The sequence below is a fragment of the Mycobacterium sp. genome (genome assembly GCF_035570115.1).
Lineage (GTDB): Bacteria > Actinomycetota > Actinomycetes > Mycobacteriales > Mycobacteriaceae > Mycobacterium.
Window position 1 is genome coordinate 1 of record NZ_DATMLH010000238.1, and the last position, 15,077, is coordinate 15,077.

The 15,077-nt window shown below is 65.8% G+C and carries 11 protein-coding genes and 1 pseudogene; 5 read left to right on the forward strand and 7 right to left on the reverse strand.

Annotation, left to right across the window (positions count from 1 at the left end):
- Positions 1-81: 81 nt before the first annotated feature.
- Both VNW74_RS21085 and VNW74_RS21090 read right to left on the reverse strand, forming a co-directional pair.
- Positions 82-3,060: a UPF0182 family protein gene (locus VNW74_RS21085; RefSeq protein WP_325680377.1), complete on the reverse strand. Its 2,979-nt coding sequence runs from the start codon at positions 3,058-3,060 to the stop codon at positions 82-84.
- A gap of 140 nt (positions 3,061-3,200) precedes the next feature.
- Complete coding sequence (locus tag VNW74_RS21090; protein WP_325680379.1) at positions 3,201-4,223, reverse strand: PDZ domain-containing protein; 1,023 nt, start codon at positions 4,221-4,223, stop codon at positions 3,201-3,203.
- A gap of 105 nt (positions 4,224-4,328) precedes the next feature.
- Between VNW74_RS21090 and VNW74_RS21095 the strand changes: the two genes are divergently transcribed.
- The 4 genes and pseudogenes from VNW74_RS21095 (at position 4,329) to VNW74_RS21110 (ending at position 9,728) form a co-directional block, all read left to right on the forward strand.
- Complete coding sequence (locus VNW74_RS21095; RefSeq protein ID WP_325680381.1) at positions 4,329-5,714, forward strand: zinc-dependent metalloprotease; 1,386 nt, start codon at positions 4,329-4,331, stop codon at positions 5,712-5,714.
- A 36-nt stretch (positions 5,715-5,750) separates the two neighbouring features.
- Positions 5,751-6,620, forward strand: coding sequence for a cyclodehydratase (locus tag VNW74_RS21100; protein WP_325680383.1), 870 nt, complete (start codon positions 5,751-5,753; stop codon positions 6,618-6,620).
- A gap of 61 nt (positions 6,621-6,681) precedes the next feature.
- Positions 6,682-8,229: an AMP-binding protein gene (locus VNW74_RS21105; protein WP_325680385.1), complete on the forward strand. Its 1,548-nt coding sequence runs from the start codon at positions 6,682-6,684 to the stop codon at positions 8,227-8,229.
- A 154-nt stretch (positions 8,230-8,383) separates the two neighbouring features.
- A pseudogene (locus VNW74_RS21110) lies at positions 8,384-9,728 on the forward strand (ABC1 kinase family protein).
- A gap of 87 nt (positions 9,729-9,815) precedes the next feature.
- Here VNW74_RS21110 and VNW74_RS21115 read toward each other — a convergent pair.
- The 3 genes from VNW74_RS21115 to VNW74_RS21125 form a co-directional block, all read right to left on the reverse strand.
- Entirely contained in the window at positions 9,816-10,085 is a 270-nt protein-coding gene (locus VNW74_RS21115; protein ID WP_325680387.1) for a WhiB family transcriptional regulator, read from the reverse strand.
- A 139-nt stretch (positions 10,086-10,224) separates the two neighbouring features.
- Positions 10,225-10,386, reverse strand: coding sequence for a hypothetical protein (locus VNW74_RS21120; protein WP_325680389.1), 162 nt, complete (start codon positions 10,384-10,386; stop codon positions 10,225-10,227).
- Between the two features lie 131 nt (positions 10,387-10,517).
- On the reverse strand, positions 10,518-12,716 hold the full coding sequence (locus VNW74_RS21125; protein ID WP_325680391.1) for an ATP-dependent DNA helicase UvrD2: 2,199 nt from the start codon (positions 12,714-12,716) through the stop codon (positions 10,518-10,520).
- Positions 12,717-12,803: 87 nt separating this feature from the next.
- On the opposite strand from VNW74_RS21125, the gene mrx1 reads away from it, so the two are divergent.
- A complete protein-coding gene (gene mrx1, locus VNW74_RS21130) occupies positions 12,804-13,058 on the forward strand; it encodes a mycoredoxin Mrx1 (RefSeq protein WP_325680393.1) in 255 nt (84 codons plus the stop codon).
- Between the two features lie 2 nt (positions 13,059-13,060).
- On the opposite strand, the gene nudC is transcribed toward mrx1, so the two are convergent.
- Both nudC and VNW74_RS21140 read right to left on the reverse strand, forming a co-directional pair.
- A complete protein-coding gene (gene nudC, locus VNW74_RS21135) occupies positions 13,061-13,984 on the reverse strand; it encodes an NAD(+) diphosphatase (protein WP_325680395.1) in 924 nt (307 codons plus the stop codon).
- Position 13,985: 1 nt separating this feature from the next.
- Positions 13,986-15,053 (reverse strand): potassium channel family protein, encoded by a 1,068-nt coding sequence (locus VNW74_RS21140; RefSeq protein ID WP_325680397.1) that lies wholly within the window; start codon positions 15,051-15,053, stop codon positions 13,986-13,988.
- Between the last annotated feature and the right edge of the window lie 24 nt (positions 15,054-15,077).

Sequence of the window (15,077 nt, forward strand, 5' to 3'; positions counted from 1 at the left end):
CCTTCTCCGGACTGCACGACCGTCACCGGAATGTGGTCCATATCGGCCATATCGCGTACCTCCTTGCCGAAGCAAGCGGGACTACTTGGTGTTGTCGTACTTGGTAATCGCGTCGTCCAGCCGCTGCAATGCGGATCCGTAAGCGGCAAAATCGCCGCTCTTCTGCGCGTCGCGCGCGGCGCCTAATGCCGACTGAACGTCTTTAAGCGCGGCGGCCTTAGCCGGCGACAGGGTGACGGCCCCGGTCGGCGACGGCGGGACGGCCGCAGCCACGGGCGGCGGCGCACCATCGGCGGGGGGCGAAGCGGCCGGCGGCGGACCGGCGGGCGCGCCCGCCTCGGTCGGCGCGATCCCGGCCGCGGTCGCGCCGGCGCCGGGCCCGAACAGCCCGGTCAGCGCGTCGCTGACGGTGGGGCCGTATCCGATTTTGTCGTTGTACATCATCGCCACCCGGATCAAGCGGGGATACGACGAGGCGGCGTCGCTGGAGCCGGGTGAAGCGTAAACCGGCTCGACATACAGCAGCCCGCCCTGGGCGACCGGCAGCGTGAGCAGATTGCCCCACTTGATCCGGTTCTGGTTGTCACGCCCGATCACACCAAGGTCCTGGGACACCGCGGTGTCGGTGGTGATCGCGTTGTTGGCCAATTTCGGCCCGTTGACTTGGCCCGGGATGGTCAGCACGGTGATCTTGCCATAAGTCGCCGGATCGGAGCTGGCGCTGATGTAAGCGGCCAGGTAGTCCCGCTTGAACCTGTTCATCGCACTGGTCAACTGGAACGATGCCGAATCATCGCCTTTGGCAATGTCTTTCGCGACGATGTAGTACGGCGGCTGATAGCTGCTGGCGGTTGGGTTCGGGTCCAGCGGCACATCCCAGAAATCCGACGTGGAGAAGAACGTCACCGGGTCGTTGACGTGATATTTGGCCAGCAGCATCCGCTGCACCTTGAACAGGTCCTCCGGATAGCGCAGGTGGGCAGCCAATTCGGCGGTGATATCACTCTTGGGCTTGACGGTCCCGGGGAAGACTTTCATCCACGCTTTGAGCACCGGGTCGCGCTCGTCCTGCTGATAAAGCGTGACCGTCCCGTCGTAGGCGTCGACGGTGGCCTTCACCGAGTTGCGGATGTAGGACACCTGCTTGTCGGGCACCAGCCGGTTGAAGGCGACTTCGGTGGAGTCGGCGGTGGCCGACGACAGCGAGGTGAGCTCGGAATACGGGTAATTGTCCAGCGTGGTGTAGGCATCGATGATCCACACCAGCCGCTTGTTGACGATCGCCGGGTATATGTTGCTGTCGGTCGTCAACCACGGCGCCACCGCCTCAACCCGCTGCGCCGGATCGCGATTGAACAAGATCTTGCTGTTGGACCCAATCACATTGGAGAACAGGAAGTTTCGCTCTGCGAACTTCGCAGCGAAGACGCTCCGCGACACCCAGCCGCCGACCGGCACTCCGCCGCTTCCGGTGTAGGTGTAGTTCTTGGTCTCGGTGTTGGTCTCGTAATCGTATTCCCGGTCAACACCGGTCTTTCCGACGATCGCGTAGTCGGCTGGCGTGTTGGAGATGACCGGCCCGAAGTAGACCCGCGGCTGGTCCAGCGGCGCCGGACCTTCGGAGAGCACTCCGCCGTTGGCGCCGACGACGTTGTCCAGAAACTCCGGGTATCCGCCGTTCTGGTTGGGGTCGTTGGCGATACCGCGCACGGTGTTGGCCGGCGAGGCGATGAAGCCGTTGCCGTGGGTGTAGACGGTGTGCCGGTTGATCCAGTCCCGCTGGTTATCGATCAGGTGGTCCGGATTGAGCTCGCGGGCGGCGACGACGTAATCGCGCAGAATGCCGTCACGGTCGCGATAGCGGTCGATGGACAGCTGGTCGGGGAAGTAGTAGAAGTTCTTGCCCTGCTGGAACTGTGTGAACGCCGGGCTGACGATCGTCGGGTCGAGCAGCCGGATGTTGGAGGTGGTGGCGCGGTCGGAGGCGACCTGCTCGGCTGTCGCCCGCGCGTCGTTACTGTAATCGCGGTAGGTCACAACGTCATTGGTGAGGCCGTAGGCTTGCCGGGTCGCGCTGATGCTTCGGCTGATGTACTCGCGTTCCTTCTGCGCGGCATTGGGCTTGACGCTGATCTGCTCGACGATCAGCGGCCAGCCGGCGCCGACGATCAACGACGACAGCAACAGCAGCACCAGGCCGATAGCCGGGATTCGCAAGTCGCGCAACACGATCGCCGTGAACACCGCGGCCGCGCAGATCAACGCGATCGCCAACAGAATCAGCTTGGCGGGCAACACCGCGTTGATATCTGTGTACCCGGCGCCGGTGAAAGGCTTCCCGGCGCGGGTGTGCGAAAGCAGCTCGTAGCGGTCCAGCCAGTAGGCAACGGCCTTGAGCAACACCAGTGTGCCAACCAAGCTAACTAGCTGGATGCGGGCCGAACGGCTCAGCGCGCCGGTGCGCCCGGACAGTCGGATACCGCCGAACACGTAGTGCGCCAACAAATTTGCTACGAATGCCAAAAACACCGCGACGAAAATGAAGCTGAGGACAAGCCGGTAGAGCGGCAAGTCGAATGCATAGAAGCCGAGGTCCTTGCCGAACTGTGGATCGTCTATGCCGAAGTCGCCGCCGTGCAAGAACAGCTGAACGCGGACCCAGTAGCTCTGCGCGATGATCCCGGCGAGCAGGCCGATCGCGACCGGAATCCCGACTGCGATCACGCGCAGCCTCGACATCACCACGGTGCGATACCGCGCCACCGGATCGTTGCCGTTGCTCGGGACGAACACCGGCCGAGTGCGGTAGGCCAGCGCCAGGCCGGCGAACACGATGCCACCGACCAGCAGCCCCACCACCACGAACAACACCAGCCGGGTCAGCAGCACGGTGGTGAACACCGACCGGTAGCCAAGCTCGCCGAACCAGAGCCAGTCGACATAGCCGTCGATCAAGCGCGGGCCGACCAGCAGCAGCAAGATCACCGCCAGCGCGATCGTGATGAGAGTCCGGCTGCGCCGAGTCAGCTTCGGCATTTTCGCGGCGGGCCGCATACCCACTAGCTAAGCTCCCTGCTCCATGTCGACAGCGGACTGCCCTTCTTCTTAGGCCGTCGTCCTCGACGTATCACAACTGTACGCACCTCTGTGACTTGCCCCGCTCGTCCTCGGCCCGTTCCGGCCCGCATCGTCGCAGGGCGTTAGCAGCTCGGCGGTTGGCCGCCGGACGTCACGGTATGCAGCGCATTTACCGCTGCACCGAGGTTGTCGACCTTCACCAATTGCAGTCCGGGCAACTTACCGGAGGTTGCCTCATAGCAATTTTCGGCCGGCACCAGAAACACCGTCGCCCCGGCATCGCGGGCTGCAGTCATCTTGTGCACGATGCCGCCGATACGGCCCACAGTGCCGTCGGGCTTGATCGTGCCGGTGCCGGCGACGAACTTGGAGCCGGCGAGATTGCCCGTGGTGAGTTTGTCGACGACCGCCAGGCTGAACATCAAACCCGCCGAGGGCCCGCCGACGTTGGCGAGGTTGAAATCGACCACGAACGGCGCCCACGGCGCGTCCATCACCGAGAGGCCGGCAAAGCCGTACTTGCGATCCTTGTTGCTGCCCAACGTGATCTGAGCGACTCCGGGGGGTGCGTTTTTGCGGCGGAAGTCGACCGTGACCGGCTGGCCGGGCTTGGTGTTCTTCAAGTAGGACGTGAACTGCTCGACGGTGGCGACGGGCGTACCGTTCACCGCTTGCACCGAGTCGCCCGCCTGCAGCTTGCCCACCGAGGGCCCGGGATCGGTGACCGCCGCGACGGTGACGGCCTGCGGGTACTTCAGGTATCCCAGGGCCGCGTACTCGGCGCTGTGTTCGGACTCCTTGAAATCGGCGTCGTTGGCCTTGTCGATTTCGTCCCGGGACTGTCCCGGCGGGTAGACCAGGTCGCGCGGCATCAGCTGCTCCTGTCCGGAAAGCCACAGTGTCAGCGCCTCCGCCAAGCTCAGATCGTCGCGCTGCGACACCGTCGTCATGTCCAGGTGACCCGACGTCGGGTGTGTCTGGGTGCCTTTGATGTCGACGACCTGCTTGCCGTCGACCTCGCCGAGCGTGTCGAACGCAGGGCCCGGGCCAAGTGACACATACGGCACCGTCACCGCCCCAAGCAGAACACCGAAGACCACCATCGGCACCAGCGCCACGGTCAGCGTCAGAATCCGCCTGTTCACCTCGCTAACACTAGACGGACTGGTCAGGGCGAATTGGCGGCCGGTTCACTCAGAGCGTGACGGCGGCTCGCGCGCCGCGCCCCGCCGGTGAGTAACGTTGGGGGCATGGCTGACGTGCCTTTCGGGTTCTCCGCCGGAGACGACCCGGACCACGAAAAGCGCGGGGAAAACGATCCCGATTCCGGCAAAGGACCGGCCGACCCGTTCGGTCTGGGCGGACTCGGCGGCGAATTCGACATGGCCGACCTGGGCCAGATCTTTACCCGGCTCGGGCAGATGTTCAGCGGCGCGGGCTCGGCCATGGCCGGCGGCCAGGCCTCCGGGCCGGTGAACTACGAGCTGGCCCGGCAACTGGCGGCGAGTTCGATCGGATTCGTGGCACCAATTCCGGCCGCCACCAACCAGGCGATCGGCGACGCCGTCCACCTTGCCGAAACCTGGCTCGACGGGGTGACCGCGCTGCCGGCCGGTACCAGCAAGGCGATCGCGTGGACCCCCAACGACTGGGTGGACAACACCCTCGAAACGTGGAAGCGGCTGTGCGATCCGATGGCCCAGCAGATCGCGACGGTGTGGGCGGCGGCCCTGCCCGAAGAAGCCAAGACGATGGCCGGTCCCCTGCTGTCGATGATGTCGCAGATGGGCGGCATGGCATTCGGGTCGCAGCTGGGCCAGGCGCTGGCCCGGTTGTCGCGCGAGGTTTTGACGTCGACCGATATCGGTTTGCCGTTGGGGCCCAAGGGAATAGCCGCACTGCTGCCGGAGGCTATCGAGTCCTTCGCGGCCGGGCTCGAGCAGTCGCGCAGCGAGATCGTCACCTTCTTGGCGGCTCGTGAGGCCGCCCATCACCGGTTGTTCAGTCACGTGCCGTGGCTGGCCAGTCAGCTGCTCGGCGCCGTCGAGGCCTACGCCAAGGGCATGAAGATCGACATGCGGGGAATCGAGGAGTTGGCCCGCGACTTCAACCCGGCCACGCTGAACGATCCGGCCGCCGTCGAGCAGCTGTTGACCCAAGGCGTGTTCGAGCCCCAGGCCACGCCGGAGCAGACCCAGGCGCTGGAACGGCTCGAGACGCTGTTGGCGCTGATCGAGGGCTGGGTGCAGACGGTGGTGAATGCGGCGCTCGGCGACCGCATCCCCGGCGCGGCCGCCCTCGGCGAGACGCTGCGCCGGCGTCGGGCCACCGCCGGACCGGCCGAGCAGACCTTCGCCACGCTGGTCGGCCTCGAGCTGCGGCCCCGCAAGCTGCGGGAGGCGGCCGCGCTTTGGGAGCGGCTGACCCAGGCGGCCGGTGTCGACGCCCGCGACCGGGTTTGGCAACACCCCGACCTGCTGCCCGAGACAGAAGACCTCGACGACCCGGCGGCGTTCATCGACCGGGTCATCGGCGGCGATACCAGCGGAATCGATGAGGCGATCGCCGAGTTCGAGCGGGGCACAGACGCCGGCCACGCCGACACCGATGACGGCGCCGGCTCTGTGGATAGCTGAGCCGGCCGTCCCGCCCCGCCGTGGCACAGTGCCAGAATGGCGCAGCCCACGTCGCCGTTGTATGCGCTCGACCCGGCTTTGCCGGTGCTGCTGCGCCCCGACGGCGCCGTTCAGGTGGGATGGAATCCGCGCCGCGCCGTGCTAGTCCGCCCACCGCGCGGCGTGACATCCGCGGGCTTGGCCACCCTGTTGCGGACGATGAATTCGCCAGTACCGATGAGCGAGCTCCAACGTCAAGCTGACCGGCAGGGCGGCGTGCCCGCCGGCGAGCTCGGCGATCTGGTCGCGCAGCTGGTCGCGGCCGGGGTCGCGACCCGTGGCCACCGGCCCCGGCCCGTCCGGTCGGCGTCGATCCGCGTGCACGGTCGCGGCCCGCTGTCAGAACTGTTGATCGAGTCGCTGCGCTGTTCGGGTGCGCGGGTCAAGCACAGCAGCCAACCTCACGCGGCGGTGACCTCCGCCGAAGCCGACCTGGTGGTGTTGTCCGACAACCTGGTCGCCGACCCGCGGATGCTGCGCGACCTGCACAGCCAGGGCGTCGCGCACCTCGCGGTCCGGGTGCGCGACGGCACCGGCCTGATCGGTCCGCTGGTCATCCCCGGCGTCACCAGCTGCTTGGGGTGTGCGGATCTGCACCGCAGGGACCGCGACGCGGCGTGGCCTGCCGTCGCCGCACAGCTGCGCGACACCGTCGGCGTGGCCGATCGCGCGACCCTGCTGGCGACGGCGGCGCTGGCGCTCAGCCAAGTCAACCGGGTGATCGGCGCCATCCGTCGTGGCTCCGAGCCGCAGGCCGGGCCCGATCCCGAACCGCCGACGGCGCTGAACGCCACGCTGGAGTTCGACGTCCACGCCGGCTCGATCGTCGCGCGGCACTGGCCCAGACATCCGCTGTGTTCATGCTGACAGCGCTTGCTGGTTTGGCGAATTCAAGATCGGCGCAGTTTGTAGGCGATAGCGTGCCGCTATGTATGCGGCCGAATACGCGCGCAGCCGAGCCGATCAGCCCGCCTTCATCATGGCTCAGACCGGCGAGGCAATCACCCATGCCGATCTCGAGGCGCGCTCCAACCGCCTTGCCCATTTCCTACGAAGCGTTGGGCTCAGACGCCTGGACCACTATTCGATCTTCATGGAAAACAACGCTCGCTACCTCGAATGCTGCGCCGCGGGCGAACGCGCCGGGCTGTATTACACGTGCATCAACTCATTCCTGACTCCCGAGGAAGTCGCCTACATCGTCAACAACAGCGAATCGAAGGTGCTGATCTTCTCGCAGGAGAAGCGTTCGGTGGCCACCGAGGCGTTGAAGGACTGTCCGAACGTCGAAGTCGCAATCATCGTCGACGCCCCCGGCGACCGCCAGATTTTCAATCTCCACGATGCGACAACCGGGTTCCCGTCCACACCCATCCCAGACGAGTCGCTCGGCATCGCCATGCTCTATTCCTCCGGCACCACCGGGCGGCCCAAAGGAATCGTTCGACCGCTCCCGGAAGTCTCCCCAGCGCAAGCGCTGCCGGTCTATCAATTCCTTTCCAACCTGTGGCGTTATCGCGAAGGCATGATCTATCTCTCGCCCGCGCCGCTTTACCACTCGGCGCCCCATGCCGGGGTGAACCTGACCATCCGGATGGGCGGAACGGCCGTGCTCATGGAACGGTTCGATCCGGAGCGCTACCTGAAGCTGGTGGACACCTTTCGGCCAAGCCACACCCAATTGGTGCCAACGATGTTCTCGCGCATGCTCAAACTGCCCGATGAGGTGCGCCGCCGATACGACGTGTCATCGCTGGAGGTCGCGGTGCACGGCGCCGCGCCCTGCCCGGTGCAGGTCAAGGAGCAGATGATCGACTGGTGGGGTCCGATCATCCTCGAGTACTACAGCGCTACGGAGGCAATGGGTTTCGCGGCCTGCGACAGCGAGCAGTGGCTAAGCCACCGGGGCACAGTCGGCCGGATCGTGCTTGGCGAGCTGCAAGTGCTAGACGAGAACATGCGCCCCGCCCCGAAAGGTGAGCCCGGCACTTTGTGGTTCAAGGCCGGGACCGAATTCTCCTACTTCAATGATCCCGTCAAGACCGCGGAGGGCCACTCACCTGACGGCAGGATGGCCACCGTCGGCGACGTCGGCTATGTCGATGACGACGGCTATCTGTACCTCACCGATCGCGCGACATTCATGATCATCTCGGGCGGAGTCAACATCTACCCTCAGGAGTGCGAGAACCTGCTGATCACCCATCCGAAAGTGGCTGACGCCGCGGTTTTCGGGGTGCCCGACGAGGACCTCGGCGAAGCGGTGAAAGCGGTCGTGCAGCCGATGCCCGGAGTTCAGCCGGGGCAGAAGCTCGTCGAGGAGCTGATCGCCTTCTGCGGTGAGCATCTGTCGCGGCAGAAGGTGCCCCGCTCGATCGACTTCGAGGACGAGCTGCCGCGCCTGCCCACCGGCAAGCTCTACAAGCGCCTACTGCGCGATCGGTATTGGACTGACCACCAGAGCCGGATCGTCTGAAAGAGGCGATTCGTCCTCGGCAGTTCCGGTTCATTGGGGTTTGACACAGCCAGATCGCTGCTGCTCACCGTATGTTTACCGGCCCTCACCAATCTTCACCATTCGCACTGACAGCGCTTGTTGCCAGATCGATGCGGGCGAGCGCCGACTCGTCATGGATGATGGTTGGCGTGGCAGACATCAAACGCGGCGGCGCCGCTCGCAACGCGAAGCTGGCCAGCATTCCGGTCGGCTTCGCCGGCCGGGCAGCGCTCGGGTTCGGCAAGCGGCTGACCGGTAAGTCGAGAGACGAGGTCAACGCCGAACTGATGGAAAAGGCCGCCAACCAGCTGTTCACCGTTCTCGGCGAGCTCAAGGGCGGCGCGATGAAGGTCGGCCAAGCGCTGTCGGTGATGGAGGCAGCGATTCCCGACGAGTTCGGCGAACCGTATCGGGAAGCGCTGACGAAACTGCAAAAGGATGCGCCACCGCTGCCCGCGGCGAAAGTGCACCGGGTGCTCGACGCCCAGCTCGGAACCAAGTGGCGCCAACGGTTCTCCGACTTCAACGACACACCGGTGGCCTCGGCCAGCATCGGGCAGGTGCACAAGGCAGTGTGGTCAGACGGTCGCGAGGTGGCCGTCAAAATCCAGTACCCGGGCGCCGACGAGGCGCTGCGTGCCGACCTGAAGACCATGCAGCGCATGATCGGGGTGATCAAACAGCTTGCTCCGGGCGCCGACGTGCAGGGTGTCGTCGATGAGCTGATCGAGCGCACCGAGATGGAATTGGACTATCGGCTGGAGGCCGACAACCAGCGGGCATTCGCCAAGGCGTATGAGGGTCACCCGCACTTCCTGGTCCCGCACATCGTGGCGAGCGCCCCCAAGGTCGTGGTCCAGGAGTGGATCGACGGCACGCACATGGCGGAGATCATCCGCGACGGCACCGTCGAACAGCGTGACCTGTTGGGGTTCCGGCTGCTCGAGCTCACTTTCGACGCGCCGCGCCGGCTGGAGATGATGCACGGCGACGCCCATCCGGGCAACTTCATGCTGCTGCCCGACGGCCGGATGGGTGTCATCGATTTCGGCGCGGTGGCACCGCTTCCCGGTGGGTTCCCGATCGAGCTTGGGATGACGATCCGGCTGGCCCGCGAGAAGAACTACGACCTGTTGCTGCCGACCATGGAAAAGGTCGGCTTCATTCAGAAAGGCCAGCAGGTGTCGGTGCGCGACATCGACGAGATGCTGCGTCAGTACGTCCAACCCGTCGAGGTTGAGGTCTTCCACTACACCCGCAGGTGGCTGCAAAAGATGACGATAAGTCAGATGGATCGGTCGGTGTCGCAGATCAAGACGGCCCGACAGATGGACTTGCCGCCGAAGCTGGCAATCCCGATGCGGGTCATCGCGTCGGTGGCCGCGATTCTGTGCCAGTTGGATGCGCACGTGCCGATCAGGGCGCTGTCGGAGGAGCTGATTCCCGGCTTCGCCGAACCCGACACGGCCGTCGTCTAAACCCATCGGCGGAGAAGCCGAGATCGGCGCTGGTGCAGAAAACCTGGGGCGCGTGCACTAACGTCAATCTCGACGTGGAGTTCTGGCTTATGCAGCCACCGAATCTTTGCGCGGACGTCCACGCGGCCGTTTGCGATTCACGATGCAGCCGCGGTCGAGGATTTCCCCACCCCAGACTCCCCACGGCTCCTCGCGTTGCAATGCCGCGGCCAGGCACTCGGTTCGAATCGGGCAGTCGGCACATAAGGCCTTGGCGCGCTCCAGATCGGACGGGCTGTCGGCGAACCACAGGTCGGGATCGCCGACGTGACAAGGCAACTCCGGCTGCTGCTCGTCGGGGACTGTCGATGTCGACATATCCAGTTCACCTGCTTCCTGATCTGACGGCTGTCTCGGAGAGATCCGGACCAGGTGATGGGCTGCCGACCCAAAAACTGTGGCCACGGATCCTTTGACTTCGGGTCCGTGGCCATTTGGCGAGATCGTGAGCTCTTACCTAGGTAGAGCCCCGATCCACGGACGCGTCGGCGGCGGCGGCGTTACGGCGCTTGTACGCCGCGGCCAAGCCGGCCGCCGCGGCGGCATGGGCAGCGTGGTGGGAGCCAGTGTCGCCTGCCGCAAATACGGGGCATACACCGAACGTGTTCATGGTGATCATCGTGGCTCCCTCCTCTCCTGTGGTAGCTGCCGCCAAGCGCAGAACTCGCGGTTCGAGGCTAGATCCTAACAGCCGGACCCGGCAACCGATTTTCTGACCTGCGGCTTTGTGTCGACCCGCTGCGCCCGGCTTTAGCTGCGACTGCGGACGAGCTCCAACACGTCCGGCCCGAACTGCTCCAGCTTGCGGGCGCCGATACCGGGGATCGCGACCAGCGCGGCGTCGTCGGTGGGCAGCATCTCGGCAATCGCGATCAGCGTGTTGTCGGTGAACACGACATACGCGGGCACGCTCAGCTCGCGGGCGGTCTGTAGCCGCCATTCTTTGAGCTGCAGCAACAGTTCGTCGTCGATATCGGCTGCGCACGTCTCGCAGCGGCGCAGCATGATCGCCGTCGGTGTGGTCAGCTGGTTATTGCAAATCCGGCAGCGCGACGCGGTGGCGCGATTCCGACGCGGCCGGCTCGGCGTCGGATCGGGTTGAGTTTGTGGGGCAAGGCCGTTGAGAAATCGGGACGGCTTGCGGCTCTGCCGGCCGCCCGGATTTCGGGACAACGACCAGCTGAGCGCCAAATGCATCCGAGCCCTGGTGATTCCGACGTAGAGCAGTCGGCGCTCCTCTTCGACCGCTTCGCTCTCAGCGCCGTGGGCCAACGCATGCGTGATCGGCAGCGTGCCATCGGTCAGTCCGACCAGGAACACCGCATCCCACTCCAGCCCTTTGGCGGCGTGCAGCGAGGCCAACGTGACCCCCTGCACCACCGGGGGGTGGCGCGAATCGGCGCGGGTCCGCAGCTCGGCCAACAGACCGGCCAGGTCCAACTCCGGGCGGTGCGCCACCTCTTCGTCGACCAGGTCGGCCAGCCCGGAAAGCGCCTCCCAGCGCTCCCGGGCGCGGGTTCCCGTCGGCGGTTCGGCCGTCAAACCCAGCGGTTCGAGCAGTGCCCGCACCACCTCGGGCAGCGGCGATCGCAAGCGCGGCGGAGCCGGGCGCAGCGGGTCGCCGCCATCGGACAGCGGCGATCGCAAGCGCGGGTCGCCGCCATCAGGCAGCGTGCCGTCACCCTCGGCGCCGCGGTGGGCCGCCCGCTGGAACACCAGCAGAGCTTGGCGGATTTCCTGGCGACTAAAAAAGCCTTCGCCGCCACGGACCTGGTAGGGAATGCCGGCCTCGGTCAACGCCTCTTCGTAGACCTCGGACTGCGCGTTGATCCGGTACAGGACCGCGATCTCGGCGGGCGGCGTGCCCGATTCGACGAGCCGGGAGATCGACGCTGCCACCGCCGCTGCCTCGGCAACTTCGTCGGGATGTTCACGAAACGACGGAACCGGTCCAGGGTCACGTTGACCGACCAGGTGCAGCTTGCTGCCGGCCACCCGCCCGCGGGCGGCGGCGATCACCCGGTTGGCCAGCGACACCACCTGCGGTGTGGACCGGTAGTCCCGTTCGAGGCGCACCACCGTCGCCTCGGGGAACCGCCGGGAGAAGTCCAGCAGATAGCGCGGTGAGGCCCCGGTGAACGAATAGATGGTTTGGTTCGCGTCGCCGACGACGGTCAGGTCGTCCCGGTCCCCCAGCCACGCCGACAACACGCGCTGCTGCAGCGGTGTCACGTCCTGGTATTCGTCGACGACGAAGCAGCGGTAGCGGTCGCGGAATTCTCCGGCGACCGCGGCGTCGTCCTCGATCGCGGCGGCCGTGTGCAGCAACAGGTCGTCGAAGTCGAGTAGCGCACCGTCATTGCCGCGGGATTTGAGGGACTCGTAGGCCGCATACACCGTGGCGACCTGCGTGGCGTCCAGCGGAATGTCGCGGCCGGCGGCGGCCACCGCGTCCGGATACTGCTCGGGCGAAATCAGCGACGCCTTGGCCCACTCGATCTCGCCGGCCACGTCGCGGACGTCATCGGTGCTCAGTTGCAACCGGACGCTGCTCGCGCCCCGCGCGACCACGGCGAACTTGGTCTCCAGCAACTGCCAGCTCGTATCACCGACGACGCGTGGCCAGAAATACCGAAGCTGTCGGCGCGCGGCCGCGTGAAAAGTCAGCGCCTGCACCGCGCCGACGCCGGAGCCGGTTGGTGCGGCGGCCCCCAACGCCCGTAACCGGGAGCGCATCTCGCCGGCCGCACGCTGGGTGAATGTCACCGCCAGCACCTGACCCGCGGCCACGTGTCCGGTGGCGACGAGCTGGGCGATCCGATGGGTGATGGTGCGGGTCTTACCGGTTCCCGCTCCAGCCAGCACGCAGACCGGTCCGCGCGGAGCCAGCACGGCCTCGCGCTGCTCATCATCGAGGTCGGCGACCAATGAGTCCGTGATCACCGCCATGTCGTCCATCTTGGCAGTGGTCGCCGACAAACCCCGGGCAGCGCCACGCCGCGGCATAACGAGGACGCGCGTTATGTTTGAGCGACTATGAACAATGCCTCGGTGATCATGTACACCACGCCCTGGTGCGGCTACTGCAATCGGCTCAAGACCGTATTGAAGGCCTCGGGCATCAGCTACGACGAGGTCGACATCGAACAGGACACCGCAGCAGCGGAGTTTGTCGGCTCAGTCAACGGTGGCAACCAGACGGTTCCGACGGTGAAGTTCGCCGACGGCTCGACGCTGACCAACCCAGCCGCGAACGAGATCGAGGCGAAGCTGGCCGAACTGGCCGGATAGCTTCAGTCGAGCGCTGCCCAGGATTCGATGATCACCCGCGCGATCGATATTGAGCCCGGCAGCAGCAATTTGGCATCCTCGGCGCTACTCCAGTCGCCGAGGGCCAGCGCTGCGCGCACCTCGTCGCGGGTGAACCAGGCGGCCTCGGCGATCTCCCCGTCGTTGAAGGAGAATTCCTGATCGGGATCGCCGATCGCATGGAAGCCGATCATCACGGAGCGCGGGAACGGCCACGGCTGGCTGCCGAGGTAGCGCACATCGCGGACGGTCAGACCGATTTCTTCGCGGATTTCTCGCAAGACACAGGTTTCAAACGACTCGCCGGCTTCCACGAATCCGGCCAGCAGCGAGAACATCCGCTCCGGCCACACGGTCTGGCGAGCTAGTACCGCGCGGTCGCCGCCGTCATGCACCAGGCAGATCACGGCGGGGTCGATGCGGGGAAATTCCTCATGCCCGGTGACCGGGTTGACCCGGGCCCAGCCCGCTCTGATCGGCTTGGTGGGCGAGCCGTCCACCGAGCTGAACCGCGCGCTGGCATGCCAATTCAGCAATGCTGCGGCCGACGACACCAGCTGAGCGCCGACCTCGTCGAAAAGCTGGCCACCCCGGCGCAGGTCGGCCACCTCGGTTTCCACGTCGGGATCGTCGGGTGCTTCGAGCGCACCCCGGACCGCCCACACATGTCGACCGTCCTCGATACGACCCAGGAACACCGCATCCGGCGGCGGTTTGTCAGCCAGCGTTTTGGCGCTGCCCAGCACCACCCGGCCACCCGCGACCAACACCTGATTGCGTGAATCCAGCCGCAGCAGGGCCGCTTCCGCCCAGCCCTCGCTGGCCGCATCGACGTCGGTTCGCACCTGATCGGCGCGGTCGGCGCCGATGCGAGACAGCAACGGCACGCTTTGTAACTGGAAGTCCATGTCACTTACCTCCACTGCGGATGTAGAGCAGCCGGTCGCCGGCCTCGATGGCGTCGACCTCGGGTGCGTCGACGCGCAGCAAGTGGCCGTTGCGGACCACACCGAGCACGATGTCGGACAGATGCCGCGGTGAGCCGCCGACCTCGGTCTGCTCAACATCGCGCTCGGCGATGGCGAATCCCTCGGCCGGCGTCAGCAGGTCGTCGATCATCGCCACGATGCTGGGCGTAGTGGTGGCAATGCCAAGTAACCGACCTGCGGTTTCCGAGGAGACGACCACCGAGTTGGCACCCGATTGCTGCAGCAGGTGCTGATTTTCCGCCTCGCGAATGGAGGCCACGACCGTGGCTTTGGGCGCGATCTCCCGGGCGGTCAGGGTGACCAGCACCGCGGTGTCGTCGCGACCAGTGGCGACGACGATCGACGACGCAAGCTGGGCGGCGGCCAGACGCAGCACATCGGATCTGGTGGCGTCCCCGCGCACGGTGACCAGGCCGGCGGCCGCGGCGTGGTCGAGGGCGGCCTGTTCGGTGTCGACGACGACGATGTCACAGGCGGTTGATTCGTCTTCGAGGATTGCGGCGACCGCCGTTTTGCCCTTGGTGCCGTATCCGACAACGACGGTATGGTTGCGCACTCTGCTCCTCCAACGCTGAATCTTCCACGCTTGCCGCGACCGTTCGGTGAGCACCTGAAGCGTCGTGCCGACCAACACAACGAGAAACAGGATCCGCAGCGGCGTGATTACCACGATGTTGGTCAGGCGAGCGAATTCGGAGTACGGGGTGAGGTCGCCGTAGCCGACGGTCGTCAACGAGACCGTCGCGAAGTACACACAGTCGATAAACGACAGTGGCACTCCGCGCACGTCGGTGTATCCGTCGCGACCCAGGTAGACGGTGATCACCGCGACCAATAACGCGAGCAGTGCGACCGCGACTCGTTTCCAGATCGCGCGAACCGGGCCGATATCGGCCTCTGGGATACGGAGCACCCCGACCAGGGCATACCCGGGCTGGGCGGTCAGCGTCTCGTCGAGACCCCTTCGCCGCCAGCTAGCTTTGACCACAGTTCATCGGATCGACCGGGCGCA

Bases quoted from the DNA above. Each gene is read 5' to 3' on its own strand.
- VNW74_RS21120 (WP_325680389.1), bottom strand. From the start codon at position 10,386: ATGATCACCATGAACACGTTCGGTGTATGCCCCGTATTTGCGGCAGGC.
- VNW74_RS21125 (WP_325680391.1), bottom strand. From the start codon at position 12,716: ATGGCGGTGATCACGGACTCATTGGTCGCCGACCTCGATGATGAGCAG.
- VNW74_RS21105 (WP_325680385.1), top strand. From the start codon at position 6,682: ATGTATGCGGCCGAATACGCGCGCAGCCGAGCCGATCAGCCCGCCTTC.
- VNW74_RS21115 (WP_325680387.1), bottom strand. From the start codon at position 10,085: ATGTCGACATCGACAGTCCCCGACGAGCAGCAGCCGGAGTTGCCTTGT.
- nudC (WP_325680395.1), bottom strand. From the start codon at position 13,984: ATGGACTTCCAGTTACAAAGCGTGCCGTTGCTGTCTCGCATCGGCGCC.
- mrx1 (WP_325680393.1), top strand. From the start codon at position 12,804: ATGAACAATGCCTCGGTGATCATGTACACCACGCCCTGGTGCGGCTAC.
- VNW74_RS21100 (WP_325680383.1), top strand. From the start codon at position 5,751: ATGGCGCAGCCCACGTCGCCGTTGTATGCGCTCGACCCGGCTTTGCCG.
- VNW74_RS21095 (WP_325680381.1), top strand. From the start codon at position 4,329: ATGGCTGACGTGCCTTTCGGGTTCTCCGCCGGAGACGACCCGGACCAC.